Below are 15,193 nucleotides of genomic sequence, written 5' to 3'. Positions count from 1 at the left end.
GCCTATAGGGCATCGGCGCGCAGGATATCTGCGTAGCGTAGCTCCAGGCAGACCCGGCGCCCGGACAAGGGGGCCTCGGTCACTTCCAGGCGAAAGACCTTTTCTTCAGGGAAGGTGAACTTGCGGAACACGAGCACGTTGCGGTAGCGGCGCGCAAAGCGGCGCGTGTCGTAGAGCTGGAAGAGGGGTTGCACCTCCACCTGCTGAAAATTGGTGGCCCGCAGCACTTTCCTGTCTTCCACCAGGCAGCGCAGCCGGTCCAGCGTGAAGGGAATGGCCGACTTGTTGCGCAGCGACAGGTCCACAAAGTAATAGTCGCCTACCGTGGCCACCTGGTTGACCGTGGCCCGCAGGCCCTGTCCCCGGGCACGGCTGCGGGGGCCGCGGGGCTTGCGCTGCAGGAGCTGCAGGGCAAAGCGCTTCATGTCCGCCGTGCTCAGCTCCACGGCCGGGTGCAGGTAGGCACCGGCCTGCAGGGGATCCAGGCGTACCTGGGTGTCGGCGCTGTCAGCCGGCCCGTAGGCCAGCCGGTACTGCATCAGGAAGCGCTCCCCGGCAATGGTCACCACGCAAGTGTCCGTATCGCCGGTTTTGGGCTTGAGTCGCAACAGGTTTGGGGCGGGCAGATCGCCGGCCACCTGGTCAGTGGAGAGGTCCACGTACTGGATGGGCTCGGGGCTGAGGATGTGGGTCGAGACGTTTTCATGCACGTGCAGGACGGGCAGCGCCCCCTGGGCCCACGCAGGGGCCTGGGACAGGGCGAGCAGGAGGAGAAAAAAGTATCGCATTTTCATGTCAGTGGGATTGGTTGTCGATTAAATACACCAGGGTGTTGTAAGTGAGGCGGGCCTTGTTTTTCCGAAGGGACTTGCCCGCCGCGCGGGTTGTCGTCTGCGACATATTCTCGAGCAGCGCATAGAGCATCTGGCGCACATTCTCCGGCGCCTCCTCCAGGCCAAGGGACTGGGAGCCGGCCGCGTTGCCGGCCAGCTCGCGGGTAAAGTCGCGGAACTGCGAGTCGGGCACATACACGCCTGCCATGCCGTCGTTGTCATACACGCGCAGGTCCACGGGCAAGAGGCGCTCGCCATTTAGCACCGAGCGCACCGTGATCTCCACCCGCTGGGTACGAAAGCCCGAGACCGTGCCGTAGAGGTAGGTGCCTTTGGATAGCGCCACCTCCCCTACCTGCACATTATCCAGCAGGCGCAGGCGTACCCGCCCGCCGGGCAGCACCCGCAGCCCCTCATCGAGCATAGCCCGGATAAAGCGCTCCTCCTGGCCCGCGCGCACAGTATTGAAATAGGCCTGCTCCCCGCGCCCCTGCCTGCGCACGCGCTGCGGGGGCGGCGAGTGCCGGGCGCTGTCAGGCTCGGGCGCGGGACGGGCCGGAACCGGCGCCTCCCCTGCCCTTGCCAGGCTGTCGACAAACTGCATCTGCTCGCGAAACAGCCGCATTTCCCGCGCATAGTCCCCTTCCGGCGGCGGCGAGCGACGGGCCGCAGGGGCCGCGTAGGGCACGGGTTCGAGCGCCTGCACCCGCTCTGAAAAAGGCATGGGCTGCTCCCCGGGCAAAAGGCTTTGGCGCAGGCTGTCGAGCAGGCGGCGCTCGTGCTCGGTGTACACGCTGCCATAGTCTTCCCGGGCGGTTTCCTGCCCGATTTCCTGCACGGCAGAGTAGTCGGTGCGGTACTGGAAGGCTTCCTGGTAGGCAGCGAACTTGTCTTTCACGCCGCGCCGCCCGAGGCTGGGATCGGGCAGGGCGGTGTTGAGCGCCGCGGTCTCCTGCAGCGTGACGGGCGCGGGGGGCGCCGGGGCCGGGGCCATGTCGCGCCACAGGTAGTTGAGCAGCACAAGGAAAGGCAGCACCAACAGGGGCAGGACATAGCGGGGGTGTCGGAAGTTAACGTGCTTCATAAAAAATGTGGTTTAAACGCTGATCAATTTTTTGCAGGGTGGCCCAGTCGCTGCCGCGCAGGCTGTCTGCCGGCAGCCGCCCGGCCGCCTCATACAGGCCGGCCAGCTCGCCCAGGGCCCAGACCGGCGGGCGGCGGGGCAGCAGGCGGACCGGGGGAGCGGGCAGCTGCCGGTGGCTTTCCACGTAGCTCCCCGAGTCCGGGTGGCCCAGGAGCAGCAGGCGGCCCACGGCCAGGCCCAGGGTCCCCAGCATCGCGGCGGTCAACAGGCCGGGCTTAGAAGGTTTTCTTTTCGGCATACGCGAGGTCTTTGTTGACAATGGTCTTCCAGTTTTTGATCAATAGTCCGTGGGGGTTGTTCTCGGTGCGCGGCACCTCCTGCAGATCGCCCTCGGTGATGAGCTGGCGCTTGAGCACGGAGCTCTCCCGCTCGATGCGCTGGGTGGCGTAGTAGCGGAAGTGGCGCCGGGCGTCCACCTGCACGCTGTCGGTGCGGATGGTGAGCACCGCGGAGCTGGCCAGGATCTGGTTGTAGTAGCCCTTTTCCTTCAGGTTGTTGTACTGGGCCAGGCCCGAGGCGTCCACCAGGTACATGGCCTTGGCGATATTGTGCTTGATGTGCGCATCGTCCGGCGGCAGGGTAAAGAACAGCAGGTGAAACAGGTTCACGTGCGCCTTGTATTCCACGGTGCGGTTGACCCGCTGGCCGGTCTGGGCCACCAGCAGCGGCACGGAGTGGTCGATTACGTAGATTTTTTTCCGCTGCGCCTCGGCAAAGCGGAAGGCAAAGGCGCAGACCGTGCCCACGATCAGCAGGCTGGTCACAAAGCTGCCCAGGCTCACGGCAAAGGCCAGCTTCATTTTCTTTTCAAGGTTTTGTATCATCATCTTTCTTTTGGTTTTTTATTTCAACATGCCCCCTGCCGCGCGCGCCGCGCCGCCTGCCACCGTGCCAACGGCGGCGCTCACGCCGGTCGTGCGCACAATCCAGGTAGAGATCACCGGCACGGTGAGCATCGACAGCCCGCCCACCAGCAGGGAGACCAGGTAAAAACTGATGCCGCCCGAGGGAAAGGACACGTAGGCCATGAACAGCTCGGGGTCTGAGAGCACGGCGCGCAGCACGTCAATCTCCTTCATCAGCCCGAACTTGACCAGCACAAAGGAAATGGACATGACCAGGTAGCCCAGCCCCGAGTACAGCCCCACGGAGATGTAGCGCGCGATCCACGTGAGGTAGGCGTCCTTGAAGCCCGGCAGCACGCTCAGGGCAAAGGAAAAGGGGCCCAGGATGACCAGGATGCCGGCAAAGACGATCTGCAGGAAGTAAACAATGTAGGCGCAGCACTGAAACACGGTGAGCACGCACCACTCCACGACCATCATGGCGGCAAAGTGCAGCTTGGCCAGGAGCATCAGGTAATAGCCCTTCATTTTGTCAAACAGGGGCTGCAGGTCAATGCCCATGGTCTCATACCAGCTGGCATCGCTGGCCTCAGCCTCGATACGCTCAAACTCGGCGCTGCTCTCAGTGAGCTGGCGGGCCACGCTGTCCACGAGCGCCAGGCGCTCGCGGTGCAGGTCCTCGACCTGGTCCACCTGCGAGGCGTACAGGCCCTTGGCCTGGTGGTTGACCACCTGCAGGGGCATGTTCACCGTGTCGATAAAGGCGGGCCAGAACACCACGACCAGCGTCAGGGCAAAGGGGCGCAGCAGGGGTATCACGCGCAGCCGGGCGTCGCCGGCCATCATCTTGTAGGCCTCCAGCCCGAAGTACAGCAGCATGCACACAGCACACAGGGCCTGCGCGTCATACAAAAACACGCCTACCAGCTCCTGTATGTGGCCAAACAGCTCATCAAAGAGCTCAAAGACGGCCTGGTCGATAAGCTCACGCATGGCCTGCCTGGGTTAGGGCACGCTGGGTGCGGTACAGGGAAATGAGCCGGCGAAAGCAGCTGCGCAGGGCCTCGAGCCGCGAGAGGTAGGCCCGCAGCGCCTTTCCTTTCCGCGCATCGTCCTGGTAGGCCTCCAGCACCAGGCCGATGTCGGTGTTGAGCCGCTCCTGCTCAGCTAGCAGCGCCTGCACCGAGGCCGCGGGCACCCCGGCCCCCGCGGCCTCCAGGGCGAGCGAGGTGAGGGCCGCATTCAGCTCGCGGATTTGCTTTTTATAAATCAGGTGATAGCCTTTGTTCAGGGTCCTGTCAGCAAATTTAAAGAGCTCCTGGGCATGCAACCGGCGCGCGGCCTCTTCCTGGTCCTGGGCTTTTTCACGGGTCTGGGCCAGGAAGGCCATCGTGGGGGCCAGCTGCCAGAGGTTGCGCCGGTCCGGGCCCTTGCGGTACTTGTTATGAAACAGGACAAAGTACCACTTGGGCTTGAACTTGCCCCAGCGCGTGAGCACCTGGCGCTCGAGCTGGTAGCGCGTGTATTTACTGTTGACCGGCTGCACGCCCTGCGCGGCGGCAGGGCAAGAGCGGGCGGCGGCCCAGAGAGCGAGGGCCAGCAGGCAAAGCGTTTTTTTCATGGCAGGCATAGGTTTAGCGTTTTAAGGTTTCAAATTCATCCATCAGCGTGCGGATAATGGCCCTGCTGTTGTCGGGGTAGGCCAGGCCCAGGGGGTTCATGGTCCGCAGGAGCCCGGCGTGGCGGGCCAGGCGCATCTTGCGCGTGATGCTGTAGGCCAGGCCCCGCATCACGCGCAGCTCGTCCACTACGTGGCGGATCAGCGCCAGCCGGTCGGCATTGTTCATCAGGTTCACATCCGTGCCGATAATGGCCACCTGGTAGATGTAGGTAAACAAATCCGAGGTGCGCTGCAAAAGGGCCAGCTCGGTCTTGGCCGCGATCACCAGAAGCTCCTTGTCCCCGCGGGCCAGCTCCATCATCTGCCCCTGGTAGCGGCCGATGTCGGCGGCGATCTGGGAGGCGTAGACAATGTTCTTGCTCTGCCCGATAATGGACTGCACCGAGGTGAGCGAGCGGTACATCTTTTCCTCCAGGGCCTTGATCTGCGTCATCTTCACGCTGATCGTGGCCTGCAGGGCCGCGATCCTGCCCTCCTTTTCCTTGATGTCCTGCAGGGCCGCCTGCTGGGCCGTGTGGTTCACGACCAGCGTGGAGACAACGGCAGGGTCGAAAACCACTTGCTGGGCCAGGGCCGGGCCGGTGGCCAGCAGCGCCAGGCTAAGGGCGCACAGGAAGCGTTTCATGGCTGTCTTGGGTTAATTGTTGCACAAAGGCCGGCAGCGTCAGGCCCGAGGCCCGGAAGTCGGCCACAAAGGCCTCCAGGGCCTGTTGAAAGTCTCCGTAGCGCGCCTGGTAGCCCTGCAGGGCCTCTTTCTCGCGGCGCTCGGTGGTAAAAGTCAGGTACTCTTCGAGCGAGACCTCCACGCCGTAGACCTCGCCCGTGGCCCCGCGCCGGATGTAGACTTCCTTGAAGCGCCCGCGGCCGGCCTTGTTATCGAGGTTGTTGATGGTAAAGATCTTGCGGCACTCCACCTCGCTAAGCGAGAGCAGCGCGGCGATCTGGGAGAAGTTGTCGCGGAACTTGGTCTGGTCCAGCAGACAGACCGTGTCCGAGTTGCTGATGATGGCGTGCTTGACCACGGCATTGCCGATGATGTCGTCGAGCTCCTGGGTCACCACCACCGCCTCGCCCCAGAATTTGCGCACGGTCTTGTACACATACAAAATGTAGCCGGCCATGAGCGGGGAGGCAATGGCCTTCCAGGCCTCCTCGATCACCAGGGCCTTGCGCCGCTGGCGGTGGCGCATCTTCTGCAGGAACACGTCCATGATGATGAGCGTGGTGATGGGAAACAGGATCTTGTGCTCCTTGATCGCATCGATCTCAAAGACAATGAAGGGCTCCTCGAACAGGGCCTGGTCCAGCTCGTTGTTGAGGATCTGGCCGTACTCGCCGCCCAGGCAGAACTTTTTAAGGATGAAGCGGTAGCCCCTCAGGTCAAAGGCGATGGCCTCGCGGCGGGTGATCTGCTCAATTTGTGTGAGCGAGAAATCATAAAAGGACTGGAAGGACAGGTAGCTCGGGGGCCGCTCCCCGTCAAAGAAGTCGCGGTAGTAGGCCGCGATCACAGAGGAGAGCACGCTGTCCTCGACCTGGCTGAGCGTGCCCCCGGCCCCTTTCCACAAAAGGGCCACGAGCGACTTTAAAAACTCCCGCTTCTCTTCGTTGAACTCCTCGGCGCTCAGGCGGAAGGGGTTCATCGTGATGGGCCGGTCCTCGGTATAGGTGATGTAGCGCCCCTGCAGGTAAGCGCATAGCCCGGCATAGGAGTGGCCGGTGTCCACCAGGATCACGTCCGTGCCCTGCAGGGCGTACTGGCGGATCAGATGGTTCATAAAAAAGGACTTGCCCGCCCCCGAGGGGCCCAGCACAAACTTGTTGCGGTTGTTCATGCGCCCCGAGAACACGGGCGCATCGCTCGTGTCAATGGAGAGGGGGATGCCCTGGCGGTCGGTGAAGCGGACCTGGAAGGTGGAGGGCTCGCTATCGAGCAGGCGCTCTTTGTAGAGCAGGCACAGGGCCGCCTCGGCCGTGGTCAGGAACTTATCGTATTCCCGCAGCTCCGGGCTGTTGCCCGGCAGGGCACAGCGGAACAGCTCGAGCTGGTTGTAGGCATTGCGCGAGGGCAGGATGCCCACTGAAAACAAGGCACTTTCCAGGAAGTTGACCGCCCGGTCCAGCGCGGGCCCCGCAGCAGAGAGCAGCACGCTGTAGTGCCCGTAGACAAGCAGCTGGCTGTCGCGGGCCACGGCCACGAGCACCTGGTCAATGTCCTGCACGCTCTGCTCGTTGGCCGGGTCGGGCATGGACAGGTGCTTTTTGCGCTTGGCCTGCAGGCGCGTGAGCTCCTGGCGCTGGTCGGGCACCTGGATGACCTGGTTATAGACCAGGCTTTCGCAGTCGGGCACCTGGGAAAGAAAGTGCAACAGGTCCACGGGCAGCTCCTCACCCCGGGAAAGGCGGGCAGTGGGCAAGAGCGTGGCCGGCAGGCTCACCGCGTCCACGTCCACGAGCGATAGGCAGCGGATGGCCCGCTCTCCCGCCGCCAGCCCCTCTGCGCTGACCTGGAAATTGGACAGCGCGTAGGGCTGGCCGGAAAAGTCAAAGGCCAGCAATCGCTGCAGCAGCGCCCGCACCTCCCCTTCTTCCAGGGGCTGCGGCTGGAAATCCTGGGCTTGGAGCAGATCGAGCGCTTTGCCGATGTTCCGCAGAAAAACCTCAAAGTCGCCCGCCTCATAGGCAAAAAAGCCCGAGCGCTGCACATCGCGCGTGATGGTCAGGTAGGTGCTCCCCGCCCGGTAGGGCCGCCCGGCAAAGTGGGCCTCGAAGCGCTGGCTCAGAAAATCCTCCCGCGCTGCCGGCTGGTAGTGGCGGCGGGACAGGATGTCGGTTTTCTGCAGGGTATAGCCCGGCCCGAGCACCTGCACCAGGCTGTGGAGGGCCTGGTGAAAGCGGGCGTAGGCCTCGGGGTCGGCGCAGTACTGCAGCACGGGGTTCACCAGGCGCAGCAGCACGGCGTAAGCGCCGCTTTCGTGGTAGAGGATCGTGTAGGTGTCCTGCCCGATGCCCGCATAGGGCAGGCGAAATGCTCTTTTTTTCATGGCTGGTGTGGGTTATGGTGAAACAGTCCCGGGCGGGGGCGCCAGCGAAAAGGCACCAGGTACACGCCCCGGGCCCGGGTTTTGGGATGCAGGCCGCGGCGCTGCCGCCGCAGCGTGTAGCTGAGCCCGCCGAAGGTGAGCAGCAGCTGGGCCAGCCCGCCGGCAAGGAAGCTGACGGAGACCGAGAGCAGCACGGCGGCCAGGAAGCCGCTGAGCACGCAGCCCAGGCCCCAGTAGATGTAGCGTCCTTTCAGGGAGCGGAAGACCAGGGGCCTTTGCAGCCCCCGGTAAACGGCATAGCCCTTTTCTGTGCGCGGGTCCATGGCCTAGATCCCGAAAAAGGCCTTGACCACCACGCCCACCACCATCAGAAAGACGCAGGAGCCCATCCAGCCCATCACCGCTTTCTGCGTGTCCTGGTCGCCGGCATTCCACTTGATGTAGACGCGCACGCCCCCGATCAGGCCCACGATGGCCCCGATGATCAAAATCAGGTTGCCCACCGGGTCAATGTAGGTCTGCAGCTCGGAGGCGCCGGCATCAATGCCGCCGGCGCCTTGCGCCAGGGCCGGGGTGGCCGCCAGGGCCACGAAAACAAAGAGAGTCGCTAACTTTTTCATATGCATGGTTTTTAATTGGTTTCAGGATGGGGAAAGGGGTCAGCAGTCGCGGGCTGCGCGGGGGCAGGCGGAGTGGCCGGGCCAGTGGCTGCTGACGGGCCTTCCAGGGTATAGTGCTGCACGCTACCCGCTTGGCGGGCCGCGGCCTTGCGGTGCAGCCAGCGCTCATAGGCAAGCAGGGCCAGGTAATAGGCGCTGTAGACAAGCGCGATCATCGTCCAAAGGCTGTTCCAGTTCATCGTCTGTAAGAGGTTAGAGTGACTGTTTCGTTTGGCCCGGGGGGTGCACGCAGCGCCCCCCAGGCTTGTTGGGGAGTACTACGGGGCATTTTTTTTTCAGAAAGCTTTTTTAGATAGACAAGCCTTTGCTGTAGACGAACAAGGGGGACGTGATTTGACGAACACGAAAACGGCCTGCCAAGCGCCGGGGCGGGTCCCGGGCGGGCCGCATCCTTTCCCGCATAGCTGCCGTTTGATGCCAACAGCAGCCTGAAAGGAAGGGCTGCCGGGGCGGCCGCCAGGCCTGGGACCGCGCTGCGAACACTCCTGTGAAACTAAACGCTTCTTGCCCATGAAAAAGCAAACCAAGCAGCCAGGCAAGCCGTGGAAGCCGGTATCCCGCGCCCACGGCAAGCTGGCCAAGACCTGCCTGACCCAGACAGAAAAGCTGCTGCTCCAGGCAAAGGCCCGTTCAGCGGGCATGTCTGAGTCTGAATGGCTCCGCGCCGCTGTTAAGCAGCGGGTGGTGGTGGCCCGCCTCACGCCCGGCGAGGCCACCTTTGTGCGGCACCTGATCCGCCTGTGGCACTATGTGCGCCAGCTCCGTCAGCTGGCCCCCGGGCCCGGGAGCGCCGAGCTGGAGAGTGCCTGCCAGGGCGCGGAAACGGAAATAAATCACCTGCTTATGTATTTGGATGGCGATGATCGGGAAAGTCAGCATGAGTAAAAGCATCGCAGCCAGCGTGAACTACGTGGTCAACAAGCCCCGGGCGCGCGTGCTGGCAGCCGAGGGACTGCGCACTGACAGCGTGGCCCACATCATCCAGGACTTTAGCCTGCTTAGCAAGCTCAACCCCGCCCTGGAAAACAAGGCCGGCCACATCTCGCTGAGCTGGAGCCGCCAGGATAGGGAAAAGCTGCCCCCCGGGGTGATGGTGGACCGGGCCCGGGAATACATGGAAAAGCTCGGGATACGCAACACCCAGTACCTGATCGTTGAGCACCGCGACACGCAGAATCCGCACGTGCACCTGCTGTATAACCCGGTCGATTACACCGGCCGGCGCATCCCCGTGGACTTTCAGCTGCCGCGCAGCATGCGGGTGATCGAGGGGATGATCCAGCGCTACGGCTACCACCTGCACCGGGGCAAGGAGGCGGTGAACCGCCAGCGCCTGAACCCGGCCGAGACGGCGCGCTTTGAACTGCACGACGCGGTGCGCGGGGTGGCGCTGGGGGCCAAAAGCTGGGAGGAGCTGCAGGCCCGGCTGCAGCGGCAGGGCATCTCGTTGCGCTTCAAACGCGAGAGCCAGAGCGGGCAGGTGCTGGGTGTCAGCTTTAAAATGGGGAAGTATAGTTTCAAGGGCTCTACCCTGGATCCGGGCCTGGGCTATGGCAGGCTCTCCCGCCAGCTTGAGCGCAACCTCGAGGCCCGCTTGCAGGCACTGCGCGCCGGCACGCGGCAACAGCCGCTGGCCAGGGCCGCCTCCCTCCTGCAGCTGCCGCCGGGCAGGCGCCCATACGGGGAGCTGCGGCTGGACCACCAGGCGCTGCCGCGTGCTTTCCGGCAGGGAGTGTGGAAGCCAGGGCCCCTTATGGAAAACAAAGCGCAGCTTAAGCTGAAAAGCGTATGGAAATGGTAGAACTCGCAGACCGGCTTACCGATGCAGAGGCCCTGATTGCCCTGCAGGCCCGCCAGTTAAAAGAGCTGGCCGTAACGCAGGCCCGGACCGGGCAGGTAGACTTTACGCCCCTGCTCGATGAAATCCGCCAGCTACTGCCCGAGCGCCCCGCCGGTACAGAGGCATCCGGGGAACTGGCGACCCGGCTGGAAGCCATAGAGCGGCAGCTGGCCTCTTTTCCGCGGGCGCTGCCTGTAGAGCACCATCACCACGTGGAACAGCAGGGCCGCGGGTGGGTCATGGGTGGCGTGTTGCTCCTGGTCTTCACCTTCCTGCTCGCGGGAGGTGGCCTGTACCAGTACCGGGAAAATACCAAACTAGCAGGACACAGCATCAAGTACCGCCTCCTGCGACTGTACTATCCCAAAGCAACGCACTGGGCAGACTCGCTCTACGGGCTTGACCCCGATCAAATGCCGCAGCTTTTAGAGCGCCTGGAGGAAAGGCAACTAACAAAGCGGCCGGCAAAGGAGTAGCGCCTCGCAAGAGCGGTGAGAATTTTATGAAGGTAGCAAAGGGTGTGGGTACGCCTGGCTGGGTAGCAGGCGGGGAGGGTGGTTAGGGCCGCTACGGCATGCGTGGGTGCTCGGCTTGTTGAAGTGCCGAGATAGGTAGAGGTTGAGAAAGGCCGTAGTGGATGCTAACGCGGGCGGGTCAGGAGCTTATGCCTGACCCGTCGCAGTACCTGCCTTTTCTTTGAGTAACTGCGCCAGCAGATCATTTTTCTCGCGCTCAGCTTTCAGCAGCGCATCGTAGAGCTCCACAATTTTTTCAATGGGGTTGAAATTGCATTGCTCAAAATAGCCATTGTTACCGGCACATGAATTATCATGTAGTGTTTGAACGTTAAAGATAGCCCCCTCTTCCGTAAAGTTCTCGATCGCTTCCGGGGTAACGCCAAGGGCTTTGGCGATCTTTTCCAAGGTGGCTTTGTCCATGTCTTCTTCCTGTTCAATACGGGAAATGTTCTGCTGCGTGGTGCCTAGGTCGTTGGCTAAGGCGGATTGCTTCACTCCCAAAGCGGTCCGCATTCTTCTGACGTGGTCTCCTAAGTGTAGAGGCCTGTTTCTGACTGCTGTTTCCATAGAACTAATATACTAAAATTATCCAATTTTACCAAAATATATTTCCTTGTTTTTTACAAGAAATGACTTGTTAAAAACAAGAGCTCATGGTGACACAAAAGGTACCGGACCTATAAAAGCTGGGCTAAAGATAGCTGCTATGCGCCACTTCACAAAATTACCTGTTGAGCGGGCGCCTTAGCCCAGGAGCGATTGGTAATAATGGAGATTCTCCGAATCAAAGCACACAAACACGATCCGCTCCAGGCTGGTATCGTGTTTTTCCAGGTAGGCATTGACCGTCTCCACGGCCACGCGGGCTGCTTTATCTTTGGGATAACCGTACACGCCCGTGCTGATATTAGGAAAGGCAATGCTTTTCAGCCCATGTTCTTCGGCTAGTTTCAGGCTGTTGCGGTAGCAGCTGGCCAGAAGCTCCGGCTCGCCCTTGCTCCCGCCGCCCCACACCGGCCCTACGGTATGGATCACGTACCTGGCCGGCAAATTTCCGGCGGTCGTGATCACGGCCTCCCCGGTAGGGCAGCCGCCTTGCCGCGCCCTGATCTGCCTGCACTCCTCCAGAATGGCTGGTCCGCCGGCACGGTGAATGGCACCGTCCACGCCTCCCCCACCCAAGAGGCTGCTGTTAGCAGCGTTGACCACGGCATCGACCTGCACCTTGGTTATATCGCCCTGCAGTACTTCTATCATTGTTTCTTTCATCAGTTACATTTTTAAGACAGGTCTATTTGGCTGTTGCTGTATCAGTTGCTCCCCTACTCCCTGAGCATATTGGCACCTGAAACCCGCAGCATATTTGCACATCCTCAATTTCCAAATCCACAAATCCCCCTCCCTCAAACTATTCCCAGGTGATACTTGTTGCACTAATAAGCTTTGCCTTTTCAGGAGGAATATTTTGTTTGTATCTTTGTAAGGCAATTGCAATAACTATTATGGCTATTACAAAAGAAGATATACTAAAAGCCCTCAGCTATGTCGAAGAGCCGGACCTGGGCAAAGACTTGGTGACGCTCAACATGGTAGAGGATGTTCAGGTGGATGGCAAGAACGTGAGTTTCACGGTGATCCTCACCACCCCCGCCTGCCCCCTGAAAGATTTGATCCGCAATGCCTGCGTGAATGCTGTTCATGCCATGGTGGATAAAGAAGCGGAGGTCACTGTGAACATGACCTCGCGCGTCACTTCCGGCCGCGGTGACACCTCCGAAGTGCTGCATGGCGTGAAAAACATCATCGCCGTGGCTTCGGGCAAAGGCGGCGTTGGCAAGTCTACGGTCACCACTAACCTGGCCATTGCCCTGGCCGAGAGCGGTGCCCGCGTTGGCTTGATCGATGCCGACATCTCCGGTCCTTCCATTCCCACGATGTTTGGCGTGGAGAATGAGCGTCCTTACATGGTACAGGGCGATCATGGCAAGAACTACATCCAGCCCGTAGAAAAGTATGGTGTCAAGATGATGTCGATTGGTTTCCTGACGCCAGCCGACGGCGCCGTGGTGTGGCGTGGCCCGATGGCCAGCTCTGCGCTGCGCCAGTTTATTTCCGATGTGGAGTGGGGCGAGCTGGACTACCTGCTGCTCGACCTGCCGCCGGGAACATCAGACATTCACTTGACCATGGTGCAGGCCCTGCCGGTAACAGGCGCCGTGATTGTGACCACGCCGCAGAAAGTAGCCCTGGCCGACGCTGTGCGCGGCCTGCAGATGTTCCGCCAGCCACAGATAAACGTGCCGGTGCTGGGTATTGTGGAGAACATGGCGTATTTTACGCCTGCCGAGCTTCCGGAGAACAAGTACTACATTTTCGGGCAGGGAGGCGGACAGTCGCTGGCCGACAAATTTGACCTGGCACTTTTGGGCCAGGTGCCGATCGTGCAAAGCATCCGCGAGAGCGGCGACGAAGGTACACCAGTAGTGTTGCAGAACGATTCTCCGGCCAGCGGTGTTTTCAAAGAGTTGGCCCAGTCGGTAGCCCAGCAGGTATCGCTGCGCAATGCCACGATAGCCAAAACAAAACCAGTAGAAATTAAAAGCTAAGGAACATGGCAGCCAGAAACGTAAATAAGGATTTCATGCTTCGCATCGAGTCGGCCCTCGACCAGATCAGGCCTTACCTGGAGGCGGATGGCGGAAACGTAAGAGTGCTGGAGGTAACCGATGAGATGGTGTTGAAGCTTGAGTTGCTGGGTGCCTGTGGCTCCTGCCCCATGTCTACCATGACCCTGAAAGCGGGTGTGGAGCAGTCAGTGCTGCGCGCGGTGCCCGAAATAAAAGCCGTAGAAGCGGTCAACGTAGCCCCTTCGAACGTATAATGAACTTATAGTGCGATTTGATTCAAGAAAGGTGTGGCTTTGGTCACACCTTTCTTGTTTAAGGTCCTGCTGCTCCTGCTTTTCTCTTTAGCATCCGGACTTGCAGGCTGACAGGTAGCGGCCCTTCATTTTCCCGCGCCCGGACACACGACAGGAAAATAAGGCAATCATACAATGGAGGTGCTGAAAAAAGCTATATTTGTGTAGAAGCTAACCAGAACAAAACCGACTATGATACGAGCCAACGACCCTTCGCTGCACTCCTGGATAGAAATTGATGCCCACAGTGACTTTCCGATCCAGAACCTGCCATTCGGTATTTTTCGCACGTCTGACCGCGACCCGCGCGTAGGCGTGGCCATCGGGGAATACATCCTGGACTTGTGCGAGCTGGGCCGGCGGGACTTCTTTGAGCTGATCGACATAGACCCGACAGTATTCCACCGCCCCTACCTGAATGATTTTATAGCGCTGGGCAAACCGATCTGGCGCGCGGTGCGCAACCGTGTCTCGGAGCTGCTGCGCAATGACAACGAAGAGATCAGCGGCAACAGCAACCTGATTCGGGCGGTATTGGTAAAGCAGAGCGAAGCTGAGATGATGCTGCCCGTAAAAGTTGGCAATTACACCGACTTCTACTCCAGTATCGAGCACGCCACGAACGTGGGCACGATGTTCCGTGACCCGAAAAATGCGCTGCTGCCAAACTGGAAGCACATTCCTATCGGCTACCACGGCCGCGCCTCCTCTATTGTTGTTTCCGGCACCGACATTCACCGGCCTAAAGGGCAGACCAAGGCACCTGATGCTGACTTGCCTACCTTTGGCCCTACCCGGCTGCTGGACTTCGAGCTGGAAGTGGCCTTTATAACAGGAAAAGAAACCCAGCTGGGCGACAGCATCACGCCGAACGAGGCAGACGATTACATCTTCGGCCTGGTGCTGTTCAACGACTGGTCAGCCCGCGATATGCAGACCTGGGAGTATGTGCCGCTAGGCCCCTTTCTGGCCAAAAGCTTTGCTTCTTCAGTTTCGCCCTGGGTGGTCACGCTGGATGCGCTGGAGCCGTTTAAAGTAAAAGGCCCGGTACAGGACCCAAAGCCCCTGCCCTACCTGGAGTTTACGGGTAACCACAACTACAACCTGAAGCTGGAAGTGCTGCTGCAGCCGGAAGGGGGCGCTGAAAACAGCATCTGCCGCTCTAACTACCGCTACATGTACTGGAACATGAACCAGCAGCTGGCGCACCAAAGCAGCAACGGCTGCAACATTCAAATAGGAGATATGTACGCTTCCGGTACCATCAGTGGCGCTGAAAAAGATTCCTTTGGCTCCATGTTGGAACTTACCTGGCGCGGCACAAACCCACTTCAATTATCTGACGGTACGGAGCGCAAATTCATCAACGACGGAGACACCGTGATCATGCGCGGCCACGGGGAGCGTCACGGCCTCCGCATTGGTTTCGGAGAAGTAAGGACTAAGGTGCTGCCGGCCGTGTAGGTACAGCCGAATTCATATAGACTTAATAGCGAAGGGGCACCAGATACAATCATCCGGTGCCCCTTCGCTATTGATACTTCTATTTTGACTATTGCACTTCGTGGTAATTGTAGACCTTGTGTCCTCCCTGTGCCAGGTAGCTGTCGCGCTTGAAGAGCTCGATGTCGTTGTGCATCATGTCCTTGACCAGGGCCGGCAGGTCGTACTTCGGCGTCCAGCCCAGC

The 15,193-nt window shown here is 60.6% G+C and carries 19 protein-coding genes; 6 read left to right on the top strand and 13 right to left on the bottom strand.

Annotation, left to right across the window (positions count from 1 at the left end; all coding sequences use genetic code 11):
• Positions 1 to 2 precede the first annotated feature (2 nt).
• The 11 genes from FJM65_RS20750 to FJM65_RS20700 form a co-directional block, all read right to left on the bottom strand.
• Positions 3 to 788 carry a DUF4138 domain-containing protein gene (locus FJM65_RS20750; RefSeq protein WP_239023053.1) on the bottom strand — a complete coding sequence of 262 codons (786 nt, stop codon included), beginning with the start codon at positions 786 to 788 and terminating at the stop codon, positions 3 to 5.
• A 7-nt stretch (positions 789 to 795) separates the two neighbouring features.
• Entirely contained in the window at positions 796 to 1,731 is a 936-nt protein-coding gene (gene traM, locus FJM65_RS20745) for a conjugative transposon protein TraM (protein ID WP_181163823.1), read from the bottom strand.
• Positions 1,732 to 1,903: 172 nt separating this feature from the next.
• Positions 1,904 to 2,215: a hypothetical protein gene (locus FJM65_RS21675; protein ID WP_140624219.1), complete on the bottom strand. Its 312-nt coding sequence runs from the start codon at positions 2,213 to 2,215 to the stop codon at positions 1,904 to 1,906.
• The gene (gene traK, locus FJM65_RS20735) at positions 2,193 to 2,804 is read right to left on the bottom strand and encodes a conjugative transposon protein TraK (protein WP_181163822.1); all 612 of its coding nucleotides are present in this window, start codon (positions 2,802 to 2,804) and stop codon (positions 2,193 to 2,195) included. Before traK ends, FJM65_RS21675 begins: the two co-directional genes overlap by 23 nt.
• A 15-nt stretch (positions 2,805 to 2,819) precedes the next feature.
• Positions 2,820 to 3,815, bottom strand: a complete 996-nt coding sequence (locus tag FJM65_RS20730) for a plasmid transfer protein (protein WP_140624217.1) — start codon at positions 3,813 to 3,815, stop codon at positions 2,820 to 2,822.
• Positions 3,808 to 4,443 (bottom strand): hypothetical protein, encoded by a 636-nt coding sequence (locus tag FJM65_RS20725; protein WP_140624215.1) that lies wholly within the window; start codon positions 4,441 to 4,443, stop codon positions 3,808 to 3,810. Before FJM65_RS20725 ends, FJM65_RS20730 begins: the two co-directional genes overlap by 8 nt.
• A gap of 13 nt (positions 4,444 to 4,456) precedes the next feature.
• Positions 4,457 to 5,128, bottom strand: coding sequence for a plasmid transfer protein (locus tag FJM65_RS20720; protein WP_140624213.1), 672 nt, complete (start codon positions 5,126 to 5,128; stop codon positions 4,457 to 4,459).
• Entirely contained in the window at positions 5,103 to 7,547 is a 2,445-nt protein-coding gene (locus FJM65_RS20715; protein WP_140624211.1) for a TraG family conjugative transposon ATPase, read from the bottom strand. Before FJM65_RS20715 ends, FJM65_RS20720 begins: the two co-directional genes overlap by 26 nt.
• Positions 7,544 to 7,870 (bottom strand): DUF4133 domain-containing protein, encoded by a 327-nt coding sequence (locus FJM65_RS20710; RefSeq protein WP_140624209.1) that lies wholly within the window; start codon positions 7,868 to 7,870, stop codon positions 7,544 to 7,546. Before FJM65_RS20710 ends, FJM65_RS20715 begins: the two co-directional genes overlap by 4 nt.
• 3 nt (positions 7,871 to 7,873) lie before the next feature.
• Entirely contained in the window at positions 7,874 to 8,167 is a 294-nt protein-coding gene (locus FJM65_RS20705; RefSeq protein ID WP_239023052.1) for a DUF4134 domain-containing protein, read from the bottom strand.
• 11 nt (positions 8,168 to 8,178) lie between these two features.
• Positions 8,179 to 8,406: a hypothetical protein gene (locus FJM65_RS20700; RefSeq protein ID WP_140624205.1), complete on the bottom strand. Its 228-nt coding sequence runs from the start codon at positions 8,404 to 8,406 to the stop codon at positions 8,179 to 8,181.
• A 331-nt stretch (positions 8,407 to 8,737) separates the two neighbouring features.
• Here FJM65_RS20700 and FJM65_RS20695 point away from each other — a divergent pair, with 331 nt between their 5' ends.
• From FJM65_RS20695 to FJM65_RS20685, 3 genes are read left to right on the top strand one after another with little or no spacing between them, the layout of a single operon-like run.
• The gene (locus FJM65_RS20695) at positions 8,738 to 9,112 is read left to right on the top strand and encodes a plasmid mobilization protein (protein ID WP_140624203.1); all 375 of its coding nucleotides are present in this window, start codon (positions 8,738 to 8,740) and stop codon (positions 9,110 to 9,112) included.
• Positions 9,105 to 10,028, top strand: a complete 924-nt coding sequence (locus tag FJM65_RS20690; protein ID WP_181163821.1) for a relaxase/mobilization nuclease domain-containing protein — start codon at positions 9,105 to 9,107, stop codon at positions 10,026 to 10,028. Before FJM65_RS20695 ends, FJM65_RS20690 begins: the two co-directional genes overlap by 8 nt.
• On the top strand, positions 10,022 to 10,543 hold the full coding sequence (locus tag FJM65_RS20685) for a hypothetical protein (RefSeq protein ID WP_181163820.1): 522 nt from the start codon (positions 10,022 to 10,024) through the stop codon (positions 10,541 to 10,543). Before FJM65_RS20690 ends, FJM65_RS20685 begins: the two co-directional genes overlap by 7 nt.
• Before the next feature lie 186 nt (positions 10,544 to 10,729).
• Here the strand turns inward: FJM65_RS20685 and FJM65_RS20680 are convergent, their stop codons facing one another.
• Both FJM65_RS20680 and FJM65_RS20675 read right to left on the bottom strand, forming a co-directional pair.
• The gene (locus FJM65_RS20680; protein WP_140624197.1) at positions 10,730 to 11,152 is read right to left on the bottom strand and encodes a helix-turn-helix domain-containing protein; all 423 of its coding nucleotides are present in this window, start codon (positions 11,150 to 11,152) and stop codon (positions 10,730 to 10,732) included.
• 177 nt (positions 11,153 to 11,329) lie between these two features.
• Complete coding sequence (locus tag FJM65_RS20675; RefSeq protein WP_239023051.1) at positions 11,330 to 11,854, bottom strand: O-acetyl-ADP-ribose deacetylase; 525 nt, start codon at positions 11,852 to 11,854, stop codon at positions 11,330 to 11,332.
• Between the two features lie 233 nt (positions 11,855 to 12,087).
• Here FJM65_RS20675 and FJM65_RS20670 point away from each other — a divergent pair, with 233 nt between their 5' ends.
• The 3 genes from FJM65_RS20670 (at position 12,088) to fahA (ending at position 14,969) form a co-directional block, all read left to right on the top strand.
• Entirely contained in the window at positions 12,088 to 13,191 is a 1,104-nt protein-coding gene (locus tag FJM65_RS20670) for an Mrp/NBP35 family ATP-binding protein (protein ID WP_140624195.1), read from the top strand.
• 5 nt (positions 13,192 to 13,196) lie between these two features.
• Positions 13,197 to 13,466 (top strand): NifU family protein, encoded by a 270-nt coding sequence (locus FJM65_RS20665; RefSeq protein WP_140624193.1) that lies wholly within the window; start codon positions 13,197 to 13,199, stop codon positions 13,464 to 13,466.
• 231 nt (positions 13,467 to 13,697) lie between these two features.
• Entirely contained in the window at positions 13,698 to 14,969 is a 1,272-nt protein-coding gene (gene fahA / locus FJM65_RS20660; protein ID WP_181163819.1) for a fumarylacetoacetase, read from the top strand.
• The last annotated feature ends 224 nt before the right edge of the window (positions 14,970 to 15,193 follow it).

Origin of the sequence: Pontibacter mangrovi (genome assembly GCF_006385705.1) — a bacterium.
GTDB classification, from domain to species: domain Bacteria; phylum Bacteroidota; class Bacteroidia; order Cytophagales; family Hymenobacteraceae; genus Pontibacter; species Pontibacter mangrovi.
Note: the sequence above shows the minus strand (reverse complement) of the source record. Positions and strands in the feature narration are given on the sequence as shown.

Bases quoted from the DNA above. Each gene is read 5' to 3' on its own strand.
- FJM65_RS20730 (WP_140624217.1), bottom strand. From the start codon at position 3,815: ATGCGTGAGCTTATCGACCAGGCCGTCTTTGAGCTCTTTGATGAGCTG.
- FJM65_RS20695 (WP_140624203.1), top strand. From the start codon at position 8,738: ATGAAAAAGCAAACCAAGCAGCCAGGCAAGCCGTGGAAGCCGGTATCC.
- FJM65_RS20670 (WP_140624195.1), top strand. From the start codon at position 12,088: ATGGCTATTACAAAAGAAGATATACTAAAAGCCCTCAGCTATGTCGAA.
- FJM65_RS20725 (WP_140624215.1), bottom strand. From the start codon at position 4,443: ATGAAAAAAACGCTTTGCCTGCTGGCCCTCGCTCTCTGGGCCGCCGCC.
- FJM65_RS20750 (WP_239023053.1), bottom strand. From the start codon at position 788: ATGCGATACTTTTTTCTCCTCCTGCTCGCCCTGTCCCAGGCCCCTGCG.
- fahA (WP_181163819.1), top strand. From the start codon at position 13,698: ATGATACGAGCCAACGACCCTTCGCTGCACTCCTGGATAGAAATTGAT.
- FJM65_RS20675 (WP_239023051.1), bottom strand. From the start codon at position 11,854: ATGAAAGAAACAATGATAGAAGTACTGCAGGGCGATATAACCAAGGTG.
- FJM65_RS20720 (WP_140624213.1), bottom strand. From the start codon at position 5,128: ATGAAACGCTTCCTGTGCGCCCTTAGCCTGGCGCTGCTGGCCACCGGC.
- FJM65_RS20715 (WP_140624211.1), bottom strand. From the start codon at position 7,547: ATGAAAAAAAGAGCATTTCGCCTGCCCTATGCGGGCATCGGGCAGGAC.
- FJM65_RS20710 (WP_140624209.1), bottom strand. From the start codon at position 7,870: ATGGACCCGCGCACAGAAAAGGGCTATGCCGTTTACCGGGGGCTGCAA.
- FJM65_RS20680 (WP_140624197.1), bottom strand. From the start codon at position 11,152: ATGGAAACAGCAGTCAGAAACAGGCCTCTACACTTAGGAGACCACGTC.
- FJM65_RS20690 (WP_181163821.1), top strand. From the start codon at position 9,105: ATGAGTAAAAGCATCGCAGCCAGCGTGAACTACGTGGTCAACAAGCCC.
- traK (WP_181163822.1), bottom strand. From the start codon at position 2,804: ATGATGATACAAAACCTTGAAAAGAAAATGAAGCTGGCCTTTGCCGTG.
- FJM65_RS20700 (WP_140624205.1), bottom strand. From the start codon at position 8,406: ATGAACTGGAACAGCCTTTGGACGATGATCGCGCTTGTCTACAGCGCC.
- FJM65_RS20665 (WP_140624193.1), top strand. From the start codon at position 13,197: ATGGCAGCCAGAAACGTAAATAAGGATTTCATGCTTCGCATCGAGTCG.
- FJM65_RS20705 (WP_239023052.1), bottom strand. From the start codon at position 8,167: ATGAAAAAGTTAGCGACTCTCTTTGTTTTCGTGGCCCTGGCGGCCACC.
- FJM65_RS21675 (WP_140624219.1), bottom strand. From the start codon at position 2,215: ATGCCGAAAAGAAAACCTTCTAAGCCCGGCCTGTTGACCGCCGCGATG.
- FJM65_RS20685 (WP_181163820.1), top strand. From the start codon at position 10,022: ATGGTAGAACTCGCAGACCGGCTTACCGATGCAGAGGCCCTGATTGCC.